The following is a 16,319-nucleotide window of genomic DNA, read 5'->3' on the forward strand; positions in this document are numbered from 1 at the left end:
TGACCCCGCACGGCCGGCTGGGCCGCTGGGTGGCGGGCCGCGTCGAGGCCTTTGCCCACACCGCGCGCCACCCGCTGTTCTGGGTGGGCGCGCGTGAAATGTCGGGCATCTCGGTCGGCATGACCGTGTGGTCGTTCATGACCGGCGTGGCCATGGTCAAGAGCGGCATGAGCGTGACCGAAGCGGTGCTGATGTCGCTGCTGGTGTTTGCCGGCAGCGCGCAGCTGGCGGCCATTCCGCTCATCGCCGCCGGCGCGCCGCTGTGGGTCATCCTGGCCACGGCGTTTTGCGTCAACCTGCGATTTGTCGTCTTCAGCCTGCATCTGCGCGATTACTTCATGTTTTTGCCGCGATCACGTCGCCTTTGGCTCGGCTACTTTACCGGCGACGTGACCTACGTGCTGTTTACCCGGCGCTTTCCCAAGCCGGCCGAGACCGAACGCCAGCGGCGCGCGCAGATGGCCTACCTGTGGGGTGGTAACTGCTGCAACTGGGTGTTCTGGCAAAGCTTCGGTTTTGCCGGCATCTTTCTCGGCGCCGCGCTGCCGCAGCGCTGGGGGCTGGAATTTGCCGGCACGCTGGCGCTGCTGGCGGTGACCTGCTCGCTGGCCACCACCCGCATGCGCGCGCTGTCGGCGCTGATGGCGGCCGCAGCGGCGGTGGTGCTGTTTGCGCTGCCGTATCGCCTGAACATCGTCGCCGCCATCGTGGTGGCGGTGGCCATCTGCCTGGCGCTCGAGCCCATGCGCCGCCCGCCGCCCCCGCCCGCGGCCCGCAAGGACGACGACGCGCCGGCCGGCGCCGGCCCCGCGGTATCGTCGCCCGCGCCCGGCGCGGCGCACGCAGGGGGCGCCCATGCGTGAAACCGACGGCTGGACGCTGCTGGTCATCGTGGGCATGACGGTGGTCACGGTGCTGACGCGCTGCTTCTTCTTCATCAGCGAGCGCGAATGGCGCCTGCCCGATTGGGCGCAGCGCGGCCTGCAGTACGCGCCCATCGCCGCGCTGGCGGCCGTGATCGCGCCCGACTTGCTGCTGACCCAGGGCGTGTTCGGCAACCTGCTGCGCGACGCCCGCACTTGGGGCGCGCTGGCGGGCGCGGCGTTCTACTTCTGGCGCAGCCGCTGGCGCTTTGCGCTGGTGGGCGCCATCGCGGTCGGCATGGCGGTTTACCTGCCGCTGCGCATACTATTGAATTGGTAGCGCACTGCGCTGATCCGGCCAGCGCAAGCGCCACTTTGGGCTCTGATCTGCGTCAGCCGGCCGCGCCCCGCCGGGCCGTAAAATGGCGCCATCGCCGCGCGCCGCCGAGCGTCCCTTTTCTTCATTACCGCTGCATCGCCATCACCATGAACGTCCTGCGCTTTTCCGATCTGTGCGCCCAAGGCAAGGCCAAGGGCCAACGCGTCTTCATCCGGGCCGACCTGAACGTGCCGCAGGACGCCGACGGCCGCATCACCGAAGACACGCGCATCCGCGCCAGCGTGCCCTGCATCCAGCAGGCGCTGGACGCCGGCGCCGCCGTCATGGTGACCAGCCACCTGGGCCGCCCGACCGAGGGTGAGTTCAAGCCCGCCGATTCGCTGGCGCCCGTGGCCAGGCGCCTGTCCGAGCTGCTGGGCCGCGAGGTGCCGCTGGTGGCCGACTGGGTGGACGGTGTGCAGGTGCAGCCGGGCCAGGTCGTGCTGCTCGAGAACTGCCGCGTCAACAAAGGCGAAAAGAAGAACGATGAAGCGCTTTCGCGCAAGATGGCCGCACTTTGCGACATTTACGTGAACGATGCCTTTGGCACCGCGCACCGCGCCGAAGGCACCACCTACGGCATTGCGCAGTTTGCGCCCATTGCCTGCGCCGGCCCGCTGCTGGCGGCCGAGATCGACGCCATCTCCAAGGCGCTGGCCAACCCGAAGCGGCCGCTGGTCGCCATCGTCGCTGGCAGCAAGGTCAGCACCAAGCTGACCATCCTGCAGTCGCTGGCCCACAACGTCGACCAGCTGATCGTCGGCGGCGGCATCGCCAACACCTTCATGCTGGCGGCCGGCCTGCCCATCGGCAAGAGCCTGGCCGAGCCCGACCTGGTTCAGGATGCCAAGGCGGTGATCGACGCCATGAAGGCGCGTGGCGCCGAAGTGCCGATCCCCACCGACGTCGTGACGGCCAAGGAATTTAAGGCCGACGCCAAGGCCGAGGTCAAGGCCGCGCGCGACGTGCAGCCCGACGACATGATCCTCGACATCGGCCCCGACACCGCCGCCAAGCTGGCCGCGCAGTTGAAGGCGGCCGGCACCATCGTCTGGAACGGCCCGGTCGGCGTGTTCGAGATGGCGCCATTCGAAAACGGCACCAAGACCATCGCCCAGGCCATCGCACAGAGCGACGCCTTCAGCATCGCCGGCGGCGGCGACACGCTGGCGGCGATTGCCAAGTACGGCATCGACCACGACATCGGCTACATCTCCACCGGCGGCGGCGCCTTCCTGGAAGTGCTGGAAGGCAAGAAGCTGCCCGCGTTCGAGATCCTGGAAAAGCGCGCCGCCGGCGCCTGACCCGAGCGGGCCGGGGCACACGGCGTGGCGGGCCTGCCGTCGTTCAGAAAGGGCCGCCGCGGCTCGCCGTTCGATGATGTGCCCGCGTGGCGGCGCTGGCTGCGCCGCGGCCTGATCGCGCTGGCGGTGCTGGCGCTGCTGTCGGCGCTGTCGCTCTGGTCGTGGGGCCAGTTTGCGGCCCGCGCGCGTGGCGCGCCGGGCACGGCGCTGGCCGTGCAGCCTGAGGCCACCGCACTCGACCGCGCGGTCGCGCCCTTGCTGGCGGCGCGGCTGGACCAGAGCGGCGCGGCGCTGGTGGCCGACAACGTGCAGGCCTTCGCGCTGCGCGCGCAGTCGGCCCGCGAAGCCGGGCGCAGCCTGGACGTGATGTCCTACATCTGGCGCGGCGACCTGACCGGCAACCTGCTCAAGCACGAACTGCTGGCCGCCGCGCGCCGCGGCGTGCGGGTGCGCCTGCTCATCGACGACATGAACGGCCCGGCGCGCGACCGCGTGCTGCTGGCGCTGGACGCGCACCCCAACCTGGAAGTGCGCCTGTTCAACCCCGCCCGCAACCGCGCCAGCAGCGTGGTGCGCGCGCTGGAGATGGCGCTGCGCTTCGTCGGCTTCAACCGCCGCATGCACAACAAGGCTTGGATCGCCGACAACCGCGTGGCGCTGGTGGGCGGCCGCAACATCGGCGACGAATATTTCGACGCCGCACAGCGCATGAACTTCCACGACGCCGACCTGCTGCTGCTCGGCCCCGCCGTGGCACAGGCCAGCGCGATCTTCGACCGCTTTTGGTCCAGCGCCGAAGTAATTCCGCTCGCCGCGCTCAAGTCCAACGCCCCGCCGCCCACGGCCGACGAGCTGTCGGCCTGGCGCCAGGCGCTGCTGGCCGACGCCCGCGCCTCCGACTGGGTGCGTGCGCTGGGCGATCCGCGCCGGCTGGCCGACAAGCTGACGGGCGACGACGTCGTCCTGCACTGGAGCGACAGCCTGCGCGTGCTGTCCGACCCGCCCGAAAAAGCCGCGCCCCTGGCCGGCGCGCGCGACCGCCCCGGCTGGCTGCTGCACGACGTGATGGCGCTGCTGTTTTCGGCCCGGCGGCAAAGCTGGCTGATCTCGCCGTACTTCGTGCCCGGCGACGCCGGCACCCTGCTGCTGGCCGGCCAGGCCACGCGCGGGGTGGACGTGCGCGTGCTCACCAACGCGCTGGCCGCCACCGACGTGCCGGTGGTGCACGCCGGCTACCAGCGCTGGCGCCGCCCGCTGCTGCAGCACGGCGTGCAGTTGTTCGAACTGAAGCCCGGCGGCGACGCGCGCGGGCGCGAGCTGATCGGCTCCAGCGGCGCCAGCCTGCACACCAAGGCCTTCGTGGTGGACGGCGCGCGCGGTTTCGTCGGCTCGTTCAATTTTGATCCGCGCTCGGCCCAGCTCAACACCGAAATGGGCGTGGTGTTCGACGACGCGGCGCTGGCGGCGGAGCTGATGCGCCTGTTCGAGCGCGGCGCCGCCCCCGCCGCGGCCTGGCGCGTGGCGCTGGACGGCGATGCCCTGCGCTGGCACGGCGACGACGGCGCAGCCTGGTCCGACGAGCCGCAGACCAGCGCCCTGCTGCGCACCCTGGTGTGGTGGCTGGGCTGGCTGCCGATTGAGTCGCAGCTGTAATTGCTATTATATAGATAGCTGTATGCGCTTAAGGGGCAAGCGATGGCGGGCTTTTTGGCACTAAATGACTCGATGGACGCCATCGCGGCGGCCGCTGCAGGTTGACGGGCGGTCTGACTGGTGTTCGCGTGCCGAAGGGGCATCCACAGAACCCGCGCCACGCCGTGCCGCCCGGTGCACGCCTCATCGTCACGACCGCGTGCCAGAATGAACGTCTGCCTTTTCATCGGATTCCCATGAGCTACCGCGCCACCAAAATCGTCGCCACCCTTGGTCCTGCGTCCAGCGATCCCGCGCTGCTGGAAGAAATGATCCGCGCCGGGGTTCACGTGGTGCGCCTCAATTTCAGCCACGGCACGGCGGCCGATCACATCGAGCGGGCGCGGCTGGTGCGCGAGGCGTCGGAGCGCGCCGGGCGCGAGGTGGCCATCATGGCCGACCTGCAGGGCCCGAAGATTCGCGTCGGCAAGTTTGCCGAAGGCAAGGTGCAACTGGTGCCCGGCGCGCCCTTCGTGCTGGACGCCGCGCGCAAGGAGCCCGGCGACGTGAACGGCGTCGGCCTGGACTACAAGGAGCTGCCGCGCGACGTGAAGCGCGGCGACACGCTGCTGCTGAACGACGGCCTGATCGTGCTGACGGTGAGCGAAGTGCGCGGCGACGCCGTGCATGCCGTGGTCAAGGTGGGCGGCGAGCTGTCCAACAACAAGGGCATCAACAAGCAGGGCGGCGGGCTGACCGCGCCGGCGCTCACCGGCAAGGACATGGAGGACATCAAGACCGCCATGAGCTTCAAGGCCGACTACGTGGCGGTGAGCTTTCCCAAGACCGCCACCGACATGGAAATGGCGCGCCAGCTGTGCAACGTGGCCGGCGCCGAGCACGGCCACAAGCCGCAGCTGATCGCCAAGATCGAGCGCGCCGAGGCCATTCCGCGGCTGGTCGAGATCCTGGCGGCCAGCGACGGCATCATGGTGGCGCGGGGCGACCTGGCGGTGGAAGTGGGCAATGCGGCGGTGCCGGCGCTGCAGAAGAAGATGATCCAGATGGCGCGCGACGCCGACAAGCTGGTCATCACCGCCACGCAGATGATGGAAAGCATGATCAACGCGCCGGTGCCCACGCGCGCCGAGGTGAGCGACGTGGCCAACGCCGTGCTGGACGGCACCGACGCCGTGATGCTGAGCGCCGAGACCGCCGCCGGCAAATACCCGCTGGAGACGGTGCGCGAGATGGCGGCCATCTGCCAGGCCGCCGAGGAGCACGACCCGGTGGAGCTGGACGCCGACTTCAGCGGCGCCACCTTCCACCGCATCGACCAGTCGATCGCCATGGGCGCGCTGTTCACCGCCTACCACCTGGGCGCCAAGGCCATCGTGGCGCTGACCGATTCGGGCTCGACCGCGCTGTGGATGAGCCGCCACCGCGTGCGCATCCCCATCTACGCGCTGACGCCCAAGGTGGGCACGCAGCGCAAGATGGCGCTGTACCGCAACGTGCGCCCCATGCTGATGGACACCGCCGCCGAGCGCGACGCCGCGCTGGCGCAGGCCGAAACCTACCTGAAGCGCCAGGGCGTGGTCGCCACCGGCGACGTCTACGCCATCACCTGCGGCGAGCCGATGGGTGCGCCCGGCGGCACCAACATGCTCAAGATCTGCCGCGTCGGCTGACGCACGGGGGGCGGCGATGGGCTTTCTGCTGCACTGGCCTCTGTGGGCGTCGGCCCTGTGGGTGTACGGGCTGTTCGTGGCCGCCGCGCTGGCCGTGGCCACGCTGATCTGCGGCTGGGTGCGCCGCCACCCGGCGCGCGAGGCGGCCGTGGGCGGGTTGGTGCCGCCCGTGGGGGCCGCCATGACCGCGGGTTTTCTGGTCTGGCTGGCCCTGCTGGCCAACGTCGAGTTGCGCGACATTGACGACGCCGAACGGGCCGTGAGCGCCGAGGCAGCCGGCCTGCGCACGCTGGGCCTGCTGGGCAGCGCCGCCGCGCCCGCCTCCAGCGCCGGCTGGCACGCACAGCTGGCCGATTACGCACAGCACACGCTGACGCGCGAATGGCCCCGCATGTCCGACGGCGGTGGCGACGCCGACACCCAGGCGCGGCTGGACCGCCTGCGCACCGAAGCCATCACCCGCTTTGCCGACGAGCCGCCCGAGCTGCGTGCCGCGCTGCGGCAGGCCGTGCAGTCGGTGGCCGACGCGCGCCAGTCGCGGCTGGTGGTGGCCGCGGGCCACATCCCGTCGATCATCTGGCATGCGCTGGTGATCTGCGCCGGCGTGGTGCTGGTGTTCGCCGCGCTGGTGCATGGGCGGCAACCGCGCTCGGCGCGCTGGATCGGCACCCTGCTGGCCATGATGATCGCCGTGCAGGTGCATGCCGTGTATGTGATCGACCGGCCGTTTGTCGGCGTCGTCGCGGTCAGCGATGCGCCCCTGCGCGAGGCGCTGCAGCAATTGCAGCGCGCCGCCGTGCGGCCATAAGCCCCCCGGCCGGCCGTTTGCGGGTGCGCCGGTAAAATCAAGGGAATCGGCGCGTTTTGCGCGCCCGCGTGTTTCTTTGACTCCTGGAGGATTCCCGCCATGCCACTCGTTTCCATGCGCGAGCTGCTCGACCACGCAGCGGCCAACAACTACGGTATCCCCGCCTTCAACGTGAACAACCTGGAACAGGTGCAGGCCGTGATGGCCGCCGCCGACGAAGTGGGCGCACCGGTCATCCTGCAGGCCAGCGCCGGCGCGCGCAAGTACGCGGGCGAACACTTCATCAAGTACCTGATCCAGGCGGCATCTGAGGCCTATCCGCACATCCCCATGGTGATGCACCAGGACCACGGCACATCGCCCGCCATCTGCAAGGGCGCGCTCGACCTGGGTTTTGGCTCCGTCATGATGGACGGCAGCCTGCGCGAAGACGGCAAGACGCCGGCCGACTTTGACTACAACGTCGACGTGACCAAGCAGGTCGTTGCCATGGCGCACAAGATCGGCGCCACGGTGGAAGGCGAACTGGGTTGCCTGGGATCACTGGAAACCGGCGAGGCGGGTGAGGAAGACGGCGTCGGCGCCGCCGGCAAGCTGAGCCACGACCAGCTGCTGACCGACCCCGAGGAAGCCGCGCAGTTCGTTGCCGCCACGCAGCTCGATGCGCTGGCCATTGCCATCGGCACCAGCCACGGCGCCTACAAGTTCAGCCGCCCGCCCACCGGCGACGTGCTGGCGATTGGCCGCGTGAAGGAAATCCACGCCCGCATCCCCAACACGCACCTGGTGATGCACGGCAGCAGCAGCGTGCCGCAGGACTTGCTGGACATCATCAACCAGTTCGGCGGCAAGATGAAGCAGACCTACGGCGTGCCGGTGAAGGAAATCCAGGAAGCCATCAAGCACGGCGTGCGCAAGATCAACATCGACACCGACATCCGCATGGCCATGACCGGCGCGGTGCGCAAGTTCCAGGCCGAGAACCCGGACAAGTTCGACATGCGCGAATGGATGAAGCCCGCGCGCGAAGCCGCCAAGGCGATCTGCAAGCAACGCTACCTGGAGTTTGGCTGCGAAGGCCAGGGCGCCAAGATCAAGGGCGTGCCGCTGTCGGTGATGGCCGAGAGGTACGCCAAGGGCGAACTGGCGCAAGTCGTCAACTGACGTCACCGAAAGGCGCGCCGCCTTTCGCTGGCGGCCGCCCGCGTGCAGTGCGATAATCCGCAATACACATCGAAGGTGTATTGCCATGACCACCCGTACCAACATTGTTCTGGACGACGAATTGATCGCGCAGGCGATGGCGCGCGCGGGCGTGCGCACCAAGAAAGCCGCCGTGGAGGCCGCCCTGCGCGCCTACGTGCGCCAGCCGGACTATTCCAGCCTGCTGGCGCTGGAGGGCAGCGCTGTACTGGCCCCGGACTACGACCCGAATGCGGTGTTCGCTGCATCCGACGGCGACTGGGCTGCACGGCAGGTGGCTGAGCCCCAAACCGCGCCGTATTCGGCCCAACAGCGCACGCCGGCGCGGCCCAAGGGGCGCGGTTGATCGTCGACACCTCTGCCTGGGTGGCACTGTTTCGCGCCACCGGCAGCCCCGCGCATGCGCGCCTGCGGTTGGCGCTGCGCCGGCAGGAGCCGGTGTTCATGCTTGACGTGGTGTACCAGGAGCTGCTGCAAGGCGCGCGCGATGCCGCCCACTTCATTCGCCTGCAAACCGCGCTGGACGCCGTGCCGCTTTGGAGCCCCGCAGACAGCCTGGAACTGCACCGCCAGGCGGCCATGCTTTATGCGCGCTGCCGCTGGCGGGGCTACACCGTGCGCAGCCCGCACGATTGCATCGTCGCCGCCAGCGCCATCGAGGCCGGCCTGCCCTTGCTGCACGATGATCGCGATTTCGCCACCCTGGCCCAGACGGCGCCGCCACTGCGGTTCGTGCCGTGCTGAGGCGCCTAGTGTGCGAACCTGACCCACTCCATTTTCATTCACCGCCATTTCCATGACCACCGCCCTGCACACCAGCCAGCTCACCAGCCTGCCCCTGCTCGCCCGAGGCAAGGTGCGCGACAACTACGCCGTGGGAGACGACCGCATCCTGATGGTCGCCAGCGACCGCATCAGCGCGTTCGACGTCATCATGGGCGAGCCGATTCCCGGCAAGGGGGCGCTGCTGACGCAGATGGCGCTGTGGTGGTTCGATCAGTTGAAAGACATCGTGCCCAACCACCTGACCGGCGAGGCGCCCGAAAGCGTGGTCGCGCCCGCCGAAGTGGCGCAGGTGGCCGGTCGCAGCATGCTGGTCAAGCGCCTCAAACCCATCCCGGTCGAGGCCGTGGTGCGCGGCTATCTGGCGGGTAGCGGCTGGAAGGAATACCAGCAATCGCAATCCGTCTGCGGCGTGCCGCTGCCGGTGGGCCTGAAGAACGCCGGCAAGCTGCCCGCACCCATCTACACCCCGGCGGCCAAGGCCGCGGTGGGCGAGCACGACGAGAACATCACCTTCGAACGCACGGTGGAGATGATCGGCGCCGACCTGGCCGCGAAGATCCGCGACGTGAGCATCGCCCTGTACGAGCGCGCTGCCGCCATCGCGCTCAAGAAAGGCATCATCATCGCCGACACCAAGTTCGAGTTCGGCCTGGACGATGCGGGCCAACTGGTGCTGATGGACGAGGTGCTGACGCCCGACTCATCGCGCTATTGGCCCGCCGAGAGCTATCAAGAGGGGAGCAACCCGCCCAGCTTCGATAAGCAGTTTTTGCGCGACTGGCTGGAGCAAGCACGGGTTGATGATCAGCCCTGGGGCAAGAAAGCGCCGGCGCCCAGGTTGCCCGATGAGGTCATCGCACAGACGGCGGCGAAGTATCGGGAGGCGATGGAGCGGTTGGGGGTTCGAGTCCGCTTCAGCGCCTCGGAGATCGGTCAATTCAAGCGCGCTGGGCGGCCTTGATCGATGTCCACTGGGCCAAGGCGCAGTCGGTCAAGGTGTCGCTGCTATCGGCGTGAGCAGCGGTTCACTTGGGCTGGACCGAGTCGTCAAACCACCCTTACCCGAATCACATTCCCCACCCCCCGAATCGCCTCGATCACGCCCGCAGCGGGCGCAGTTTCCACGTCGATGATGTTGTAGGCCAGCGTGTCGCGGCTGCGGTTGCTCATGTCGAGCACGTTGACGTTGGCGTCGGCCAGTACGCTCAGAACGTGGCCCAGCACGCCGGCCACGTTGTCGTTGGCGATGGTGATGCGCGTGGCGCCGGGCGTGCGGTCCATGCGGATGGCGGGGTAATTGACGCTGTTGCTGATGTGGCCGTTTTCCAGAAAGTCGATCAACTGGTCGGCGCCCATCACGGCGCAGTTTTCTTCCGACTCTTCGGTGCTGGCGCCGATGTGGGGCAGGGCGATGATCTTCGGCTCCTGCGCAAAACCCGGCTCCGGGAAGTCGCACACATAGCGCCCCAGCTTGCCGGAATGCAGCGCCTCCACCACGGCGGCCGGGTCAACGATGCTCTCGCGCGCAAAGTTGAGCAGCACCGCGCCGGTCTTGATGCCGGCCAGCGCCTGCGCGTTGATCATGTGGCGCGTGGCGTCGAGCGCGGGCACGTGCAGGCTCACGTAGTCGGATCGGCCCAGCAGCGACGGCAGGTTTTCCATGCGCTGCACGGCGTTCGACAGGCGCCAGGCGGCGTCGATGGACAGGGCCGGATCAAACCCCAGCACCTTCATGCCCAGCGCCAGCGCCATGTCGGCCACCATGGAGCCGATGGCGCCCAGGCCGACGATGCCCAGCGTCTTGCCGCGCAATTCGCCGCCGGCGAACTTGGCTTTCTCCTTTTCCAGCAGCGCGTGCATGGCGGCCGAATCCGTCATGTGCCCGAGTGACTGCGCGTACGCAATGCCCGGCAGCACGCCGCGCGTGGCCAGCAGCATGCCGGCCAGCACCAGCTCTTTCACCGCGTTGGCGTTGGCGCCCGGCGTGTTGAACACGACGATGCCGCGCTTGCCGTAGTCGTCCACCGGAATGTTGTTGACCCCCGCGCCGGCGCGCGCCACCGCCAGCAGAGAGTCGGGCACCGGCTCGCCCTGCAGCTTGTGGCTGCGCAGCAGCACGGCGTCGGGGTCGGTGACGGCGCTGCCCACCTCGAACTGGCCCGGTGAAAATCGGCTCAGGCCCTTGGGCGAGATGGCGTTGTAGGTCTTGATCTTGAACACGGGTGTCTCCTCCGTGGCGGGTTCATGAACGAAATCGGCGCCAGGTCGGCGCCGAATCGGGCTTATTTGCTATCAAATCGGGAATTTCAGCTGGCCTTGACCTGCTCGTATGCCCATTTCAGCCACGGCATCAGCGCCTGCAAGTCGCTGGTGTCCACCGTGGCGCCGCACCAGATGCGGATGCCGGCGGGCGCGTCCTTGTAGGCGCCGATGTCGTAGGCCACGCCTTCGCTTTCCAGCAACTTGACGAGCGCCTTGACCTTGTCTTCCGGCAGGTCGAGCGTCAGGCACACGCTGGTGTTCGACCGCGTTTCCTTGGCCCTGGCCAGAAAGTGAATCCACGGGTTGGCGGCGACAAAGTCTTCGATCACCTTCAGGTTGGCCGTGCTGCGCGCGATGAGCGCCTTCACGCCGCCCAGGCTGTCGGTCCACTTCAGGGCGTCCAGGTAGTCGGCCACGCACAGCATGCTGGGCGTGTTGATGGTTTCGCCCTTGAACAGGCCTTCGGTCAGCTTGCCGCCGCTGGTCATGCGGAAGATCTTGGGCAGCGGCCACGGCGGGCTGTAGCTTTCCAGCCGCTCCACGGCGCGCGGGCCCAGGATCAGCATGCCGTGCGCGCCTTCGCCGCCCAGCACCTTCTGCCACGAATAGGTGATGACGTCCAGCTTCTCCCACGGCAGTTCCATGGCAAACACGGCGCTGGTGGCGTCGCAGATCGTCAGGCCCTTGCGGTCGGCCGGAATCCAGTCGCCGTTGGGCACGCGCACGCCGCTGGTGGTGCCGTTCCAGGTAAAGACCACGTCGTTGTCGAAGTTGACCTTGGACAGGTCGGGCAGGTCGCCGTAGCCGGCCTCGTGCCGCGTCACGTCCTTCAGCTTGAGCTGCTTGACCACGTCGGTCACCCAGCCGCTGCCGAAGGATTCCCACGCCAGCATGTCGACGCCGCGCGCGCCCAGCAGCGACCACAGGGCCATCTCGACCGCGCCGGTGTCCGACGCGGGCACCACGCCCACGCGGTAGCCTTCGGGCAGGCCCAGGATGCGCGCCGTTTCGCTGCACGCCGCGCCCAGCAGCTTCTTGCCCAGGCTGCTGCGGTGCGAGCGGCCCAGCGCGCTCAGATCGAGCTGGGCGACGTCGTAGCCGGGGCGCTTGGCGCAGGGGCCGGACGAGAAATTGGGGATGCGGGGTAGGGTGCTGGGCTGGCTCATGCGCGTCTCGATGGAAGGGGGTAAAGGCAACAGAGCATTCTAGGGCTCGCCCTAGAATCGACCGCCATGACCTTCCTCAACCAATTGCGAGAAGCCGAAGCCCTGAACCACTCCATGCTGTGCGTGGGGCTGGACCCGGAGCCCGGCCGCTTTCCCGCCGGCATCACGCGCGATGCGGAGGGCATCCACGACTTCTGTCTGCGCATCGTCGAGGCCACGGCCGATCTGGCGATTGCCTTCAAGCCGCAGATCGCCTACTTCGCCGCGCACCGCGCCGAACCGCAATTGGAGCGCCTGATGGCCCGCATGCGCCAGGTCGCGCCCCAGGTGCCGATCATTCTGGACGCCAAGCGCGGCGACATCGGCAGCACCGCCGAGCAGTACGCGCGCGAGGCCTTCGAGCGCTACGGCGCCGACGCGGTCACGCTGTCGCCCTTCATGGGCTTTGACTCGGTCGCGCCCTACCTGCAGTACCCGGGCAAAGGCGCGTTCTTGCTGTGCCGCACGTCCAACCCCGGCGGGGACGACTTGCAGAACCAGCGGCTGGCCTCGGTCGAAGGGCAGCCGCGGCTGTACGAACACGTGGCGCGCCTGGCCCAAGGCCCGTGGAACCTGAACGGCCAGCTGGGCCTGGTGGTGGGCGCGACCTACCCGCAGGAGATCGAGCGCGTGCGCGAACTGGCGCCCACGCTGCCGCTGCTGATTCCGGGCGTCGGCGCGCAGGGCGGCGATGCGGTGGCCACGGTGCAGGCCGGCTGGCGCGGCGATGCCGCCGGTGCCACCACCGGCCCGGTCATCGTCAACAGCTCGCGCGCCATCCTGTACGCTGGCCAGGGCGCCGACTTTGCCGACGCCGCGCGCGCCGCCGCGCTGGCGACGCGCGACGCGCTGAACCGCGCGCGGCCGCGGTAAGCTGCAAAAATCATAGCTGTCTGTGCTTGACCAGCAAGCGCTAAAGGCCTGTTTGACTCGATAAGCGTCGGCGCTGTCAGCCTTTGTGCGCGCGTCGGCCCTGGGCCTGGCGTCGGCGCGCGCCGGCCTTTTTTGCGCACAATGCGGCCCACGGTACAAAAACGCTGCAAAGGAATCATTCACCGTGTCACGCCACCTCACCACCGCCGTCGCCCTGTCTCTGGCCGCGCTGGCCGCCGCGCCTGCCGCGCTGGCGCAGGCCTACCCCACCAAGCCCGTCACCATCGTCGTCGGCTATCCGGCTGGCGGCAGCACCGACCTGACCGGCCGCACGCTGGCCGACGCGCTGACCAAGCAACTGGGCGTGCCGGTGGTGATCGAGAACCTGGGCGGCGCGGGCGGCGCCATCGGCGCGCAGAAGGTGGCGCACGCCGCGCCCGACGGCTACACGCTGCTGGTGGGCGCCAACAACGAGGTCGCCATCAGCAAGCTGGTCACCAAGACCACCAAGTACGACCTGAAGGACTTCACCCCCATCGGGCTCATTGCGTCGCAACCGATGGTGCTGGTGGCCTCGCCCTCGGCCGGGGTGAAGAACCTCGACGAGTTTGTTGCCAAGGTCAAGGCCGCGCCGGGCAAGTACAGCTACGGCAGCTCGGGCGTCGGCACGGCGCTGCACCTGGCGGGCGAGATGGTGAAAGAACGCGCCGGCGTGTTCATGACCCACATCCCCTACCGCGGCGTGGCGCCGCTGACCACCGACCTGGTGGGCGGCAACCTGGAATACGGCGTCTTCGTGCTGTCCAGCGGCCTGCCGCACATCAAGAGCGGCAAGGTAGTGGCGCTGGGCACCACCGAGGCCAGGCGCTCGCCCTCGACGCCCGACATTCCGGCGCTGGGCGAGCACAAGGCGCTCAAGGGCATCGACATCGGCAGCTGGTTCGTGCTGATGGGCCCGGCCAGGCTGCCTGAGGCGGTGACCGCCAAGCTCAAGACCGCGCTGGCCGAATCGCTCAAGTCGCCCGACTTCCGCAAGAAGATGGAAGCCAGCGGCTCCACCGTGGCGGCCACCAATGTCGACATCGGCCCCTTCCTGCAGAGCGAGGTCGCCAAGTACCAGAAGATCGTGCAGTTCGCGAAGATCGAGCAATGAACCGCCCGCCTGCCTTGCCCTTCGCGCTGCCCCTGCCCGACATCGCGGCCTGGCGCGCCGGCAATACCGGCGTCGAGGGCGTGTGGCACTGGGACAGCGGCCAGCCCGGCCGGCAGGTAGCGATCAGCGCGCTGATCCACGGCAACGAAGTCTGCGGTGCCTGGGCGCTGAAAGGGCTGCTTGAAGCCGGCGTGCGGCCGCAGCGCGGCGCGCTGACGCTGATGTTCTGCAACCTGGCCGCGTTCGACCGCTTCGACGCGGCGCAGCACGATGCCGCGCGCTTTGTCGAACAGGACCTGAACCGCCAGTGGACGCCCGAGCGCATCGCCGCCGCCGACACGCTGGAACGCCGCCGCGCGGCCGCGCTGGCGCCCTTCGTCGCGCGCGCCGACTGGCTGCTCGACCTGCATTCGATGCACGAGCCGTCGGCGCCGCTGCTGCTGACCGGCGTGCAGCCGCGCAACCTCGACCTGGCGCGGCGCCTGCGCGCGCCCGAGCACATCGTCATCGACGCCGGCCACCAGGACGGCGTGCGCATGCGCGACTACGGCCGCTTTGGCCTGCCGGACGACGAGGCGGGTGACACGCGTTCGCTGCTGATCGAATGCGGCTTCCATGGCGACCCGGCCAGCCGCACCGTGGCGCAGGACCTGTGCCTGCGCTTTCTGCAGCAGTCGGGCTGCATCGATGCCGCCACGCTGGACGCGCAACTGCCCGGCTGGCGCCAGCCCGACGCGCCGCGCCAATGGGCGCTGACGGTGGACGGCGCGGCGGTGGCGCGCAGCGAGCGCTTTGCCTTCACCGCGCCCTTCACGGGGCTGGAGGTGTTCCCGACCGCCGGCACCGTCATCGGCCACCACGACGGCCCGGGCCAGGGCGAGCCGGTCGTCACGCCGTATGACGACTGCGTGCTGGTGATGCCCTCGGTGCGGCAGGCGCGCGCGGGGGTGACGGTGGTGCGCTTCGCCCGGCGCGCCTTGATGTCCTCATGATTCATCCGGAAGCCATCTGCGTGGCGATGCTTTTCTCTTCGTCATTCCCGCGCAGGCGGGAATCCAGGGACATGTCCACAGGTCGAATGGATTCCCGCCTGCGCGGGAATGACGGAGTTTTCGGTTGCGTTCGATACAGCAACATGTGCCCAATCGGCCTGCAGCGCTTGCCTGACATGCGCAATCAGCTATCTAATCAATAGCAAAAAGGCTGCCATGGAACTGCGCCAGCTGCGCTACTTCGTCAAGGTCTGCGAAGCCGGCAGCATGGGTCGTGCCGCGCTCGATCTGGGGCTGGCGACCTCGGCGCTCAGCCAGCAGATCAGCCGGCTCGAAGGCGAACTGGCCACGCGCCTGCTGCAACGCCAAAGCACCGGCGTGGTGCCGACCGACGCGGGCCTCGCCTTTTTGCAGCAGGCGCAACTGACGCTGCGCCACGCCGACGACGCCGTGCACGCGGCGCAGACGGCGCGGCTGTCGGGGCACGTCAGCATCGGCCTGGCGTCGACCACCGCGTCGGTGCTGGGCGTGCCCTTGATGCAGGCCATGGCCGCGCGCTACCCGGCGGTGCGGGTGCACCTGGTCGAGGCGCTGTCGGGCCACCTGACGACGATGCTCAACGCGCGCCAGCTCGACCTGGCGATCCTGTTTCGCGCCGACGCCGGGCGGCGCTGGAGCGTGACGCCGCTGCTGGATGAAAAGCTCTACGTCATCGGCGCCCCCGATCTGCCCGGCATGCCGGCGGGCGCGCGCGTGCGGCTGAAGGCGTTGCGCGATCTGCCGCTGATCCTGCCCTCGCCCAGCCACGGCCTGCGCGCACTGACCGATGCCGCCTTTGCGCGCCAGCGCATCACGCCGCGCGTGCAGGCTGAGGTCGACGGCCTCACGCTGCTGATGGACGCGGTGCGCGCGGGTCTCGGCGCCACCATCCAGCCCGGCGCCGCCACGGCGCGTCTGCCCGCTGGCGCGGTGCGCAGCGTGCTGCTGGCCGATGCGCTGACGGCCCGCCGCAACCTGCTGGCCAGCCTGTCGGACGACGAACTCTCGCCCGCGGCCCTCGCCGCGCGCGTGGTGCTGGCCGACGTGGCGCGCGCGCTGGTGCGTGACGACCGCTGGGCTGGCGCCAGCCTTCACAAAAACTGAAGGCCCGTTGTCCGGCGACGCCTTG

General features: G+C 69.0%; 16 protein-coding genes. 14 read left to right on the plus strand and 2 right to left on the minus strand.

Annotated elements, in window-relative coordinates:
* Positions 1-98 precede the first annotated feature (98 nt).
* The 10 genes from R0D99_RS00960 (at position 99) to R0D99_RS01005 (ending at position 9,627) form a co-directional block, all read left to right on the plus strand.
* A complete protein-coding gene (locus tag R0D99_RS00960) occupies positions 99-863 on the plus strand; it encodes an AzlC family ABC transporter permease (RefSeq protein ID WP_317751167.1) in 765 nt (254 codons plus the stop codon).
* Positions 856-1,203 carry an AzlD domain-containing protein gene (locus R0D99_RS00965; RefSeq protein ID WP_317749563.1) on the plus strand — a complete coding sequence of 116 codons (348 nt, stop codon included), beginning with the start codon at positions 856-858 and terminating at the stop codon, positions 1,201-1,203. Before R0D99_RS00960 ends, R0D99_RS00965 begins: the two co-directional genes overlap by 8 nt.
* 146 nt (positions 1,204-1,349) lie before the next feature.
* The gene (locus tag R0D99_RS00970) at positions 1,350-2,546 is read left to right on the plus strand and encodes a phosphoglycerate kinase (RefSeq protein WP_317749564.1); all 1,197 of its coding nucleotides are present in this window, start codon (positions 1,350-1,352) and stop codon (positions 2,544-2,546) included.
* A gap of 24 nt (positions 2,547-2,570) precedes the next feature.
* Positions 2,571-4,199, plus strand: coding sequence for a phospholipase D family protein (locus R0D99_RS00975; RefSeq protein WP_317749565.1), 1,629 nt, complete (start codon positions 2,571-2,573; stop codon positions 4,197-4,199).
* Between the two features lie 236 nt (positions 4,200-4,435).
* On the plus strand, positions 4,436-5,869 hold the full coding sequence (pyk, locus tag R0D99_RS00980) for a pyruvate kinase (RefSeq protein WP_317749566.1): 1,434 nt from the start codon (positions 4,436-4,438) through the stop codon (positions 5,867-5,869).
* 16 nt (positions 5,870-5,885) lie between these two features.
* Entirely contained in the window at positions 5,886-6,677 is a 792-nt protein-coding gene (locus R0D99_RS00985) for a hypothetical protein (RefSeq protein WP_317749567.1), read from the plus strand.
* A gap of 99 nt (positions 6,678-6,776) precedes the next feature.
* Positions 6,777-7,841: a class II fructose-bisphosphate aldolase gene (fba, locus tag R0D99_RS00990; protein WP_317749568.1), complete on the plus strand. Its 1,065-nt coding sequence runs from the start codon at positions 6,777-6,779 to the stop codon at positions 7,839-7,841.
* 85 nt (positions 7,842-7,926) lie between these two features.
* Positions 7,927-8,226 (plus strand): type II toxin-antitoxin system VapB family antitoxin, encoded by a 300-nt coding sequence (locus R0D99_RS00995; protein WP_317749569.1) that lies wholly within the window; start codon positions 7,927-7,929, stop codon positions 8,224-8,226.
* Entirely contained in the window at positions 8,223-8,624 is a 402-nt protein-coding gene (locus R0D99_RS01000; RefSeq protein WP_317749570.1) for a PIN domain-containing protein, read from the plus strand. The genes R0D99_RS00995 and R0D99_RS01000 overlap by 4 nt, the downstream gene beginning before the upstream one ends.
* Before the next feature lie 52 nt (positions 8,625-8,676).
* On the plus strand, positions 8,677-9,627 hold the full coding sequence (locus tag R0D99_RS01005; protein ID WP_317749571.1) for a phosphoribosylaminoimidazolesuccinocarboxamide synthase: 951 nt from the start codon (positions 8,677-8,679) through the stop codon (positions 9,625-9,627).
* Between the two features lie 86 nt (positions 9,628-9,713).
* Here R0D99_RS01005 and R0D99_RS01010 read toward each other — a convergent pair whose 3' ends face one another.
* Together R0D99_RS01010 and R0D99_RS01015 are read right to left on the minus strand one after the other, a co-directional pair.
* The gene (locus R0D99_RS01010; protein ID WP_317749572.1) at positions 9,714-10,886 is read right to left on the minus strand and encodes a phosphoglycerate dehydrogenase; all 1,173 of its coding nucleotides are present in this window, start codon (positions 10,884-10,886) and stop codon (positions 9,714-9,716) included.
* An 86-nt stretch (positions 10,887-10,972) separates the two neighbouring features.
* Positions 10,973-12,094: a phosphoserine transaminase gene (locus R0D99_RS01015; protein ID WP_317749573.1), complete on the minus strand. Its 1,122-nt coding sequence runs from the start codon at positions 12,092-12,094 to the stop codon at positions 10,973-10,975.
* A gap of 66 nt (positions 12,095-12,160) precedes the next feature.
* Between R0D99_RS01015 and pyrF the strand changes: the two genes are divergently transcribed.
* The 4 genes from pyrF to R0D99_RS01035 all read left to right on the plus strand — a co-directional run bounded on the left by pyrF (position 12,161) and on the right by R0D99_RS01035 (position 16,294).
* Positions 12,161-13,006, plus strand: coding sequence for an orotidine-5'-phosphate decarboxylase (gene pyrF / locus R0D99_RS01020; protein WP_317749574.1), 846 nt, complete (start codon positions 12,161-12,163; stop codon positions 13,004-13,006).
* Between the two features lie 184 nt (positions 13,007-13,190).
* Entirely contained in the window at positions 13,191-14,159 is a 969-nt protein-coding gene (locus R0D99_RS01025) for a tripartite tricarboxylate transporter substrate binding protein (RefSeq protein ID WP_317749575.1), read from the plus strand.
* Positions 14,156-15,151: a succinylglutamate desuccinylase/aspartoacylase domain-containing protein gene (locus R0D99_RS01030; RefSeq protein WP_317749576.1), complete on the plus strand. Its 996-nt coding sequence runs from the start codon at positions 14,156-14,158 to the stop codon at positions 15,149-15,151. Before R0D99_RS01025 ends, R0D99_RS01030 begins: the two co-directional genes overlap by 4 nt.
* A gap of 216 nt (positions 15,152-15,367) precedes the next feature.
* Positions 15,368-16,294, plus strand: coding sequence for a LysR family transcriptional regulator (locus tag R0D99_RS01035; protein WP_317749577.1), 927 nt, complete (start codon positions 15,368-15,370; stop codon positions 16,292-16,294).
* Positions 16,295-16,319: the final 25 nt, after the last annotated feature.

Source organism: Ottowia sp. SB7-C50, assembly GCF_033110285.1.
Classification (GTDB): Bacteria; Pseudomonadota; Gammaproteobacteria; order Burkholderiales; family Burkholderiaceae_C; genus Ottowia.

Coding starts and splice junctions, on each gene's coding strand:
- R0D99_RS00970 (WP_317749564.1), top strand. CDS start 1,350: ATGAACGTCCTGCGCTTTTCCGATCTGTGCGCCCAAGGCAAGGCCAAG.
- pyk (WP_317749566.1), top strand. CDS start 4,436: ATGAGCTACCGCGCCACCAAAATCGTCGCCACCCTTGGTCCTGCGTCC.
- R0D99_RS01005 (WP_317749571.1), top strand. CDS start 8,677: ATGACCACCGCCCTGCACACCAGCCAGCTCACCAGCCTGCCCCTGCTC.
- pyrF (WP_317749574.1), top strand. CDS start 12,161: ATGACCTTCCTCAACCAATTGCGAGAAGCCGAAGCCCTGAACCACTCC.
- R0D99_RS00985 (WP_317749567.1), top strand. CDS start 5,886: ATGGGCTTTCTGCTGCACTGGCCTCTGTGGGCGTCGGCCCTGTGGGTG.
- R0D99_RS00960 (WP_317751167.1), top strand. CDS start 99: ATGTCGGGCATCTCGGTCGGCATGACCGTGTGGTCGTTCATGACCGGC.
- R0D99_RS01035 (WP_317749577.1), top strand. CDS start 15,368: ATGGAACTGCGCCAGCTGCGCTACTTCGTCAAGGTCTGCGAAGCCGGC.
- R0D99_RS01030 (WP_317749576.1), top strand. CDS start 14,156: ATGAACCGCCCGCCTGCCTTGCCCTTCGCGCTGCCCCTGCCCGACATC.
- R0D99_RS00965 (WP_317749563.1), top strand. CDS start 856: ATGCGTGAAACCGACGGCTGGACGCTGCTGGTCATCGTGGGCATGACG.
- R0D99_RS01015 (WP_317749573.1), bottom strand. CDS start 12,094: ATGAGCCAGCCCAGCACCCTACCCCGCATCCCCAATTTCTCGTCCGGC.
- R0D99_RS00995 (WP_317749569.1), top strand. CDS start 7,927: ATGACCACCCGTACCAACATTGTTCTGGACGACGAATTGATCGCGCAG.
- fba (WP_317749568.1), top strand. CDS start 6,777: ATGCCACTCGTTTCCATGCGCGAGCTGCTCGACCACGCAGCGGCCAAC.